Source organism: Exiguobacterium sp. SH1S1 (assembly GCF_004337245.1).
GTDB classification, from domain to species: Bacteria; Bacillota; Bacilli; order Exiguobacteriales; family Exiguobacteriaceae; genus Exiguobacterium; species Exiguobacterium aurantiacum_A.
The window spans coordinates 1-260 of the sequence record NZ_SJUZ01000041.1; the positions used below are offsets into that span (position 1 = coordinate 1).

Genomic DNA, 260 nt, shown 5'->3' on the forward strand with positions numbered 1-260 from the left:
GTTCGTCCTGAGCCAGGATCAAACTCTCCAAAGAATTTGATATAGCTCTTGAAAATGACGAAGCTTGCGCTTCAATCAAAACTTGTAAAACTTTTTTTGCCTCATCGTTCAGTTTTCAAAGACCAAAAAATAAATGGTCGGGAAGACAGGATTCGAACCTGCGACCCCTTGGTCCCAAACCAAGTGCTCTACCAAGCTGAGCTACTTCCCGTTATAAATGGTGCACCCTGAGAGATTCGAACTCCCGGCCTTTAGATTCG

At 44.2% G+C, this 260-nt stretch carries 1 tRNA gene; it reads right to left on the reverse strand.

Annotation, left to right across the window (positions count from 1 at the left end):
* Nucleotides 1-134: 134 nt before the first annotated feature.
* Nucleotides 135-211 (reverse strand) — tRNA-Pro (locus EVJ23_RS15155).
* Nucleotides 212-260 lie beyond the last annotated feature (49 nt).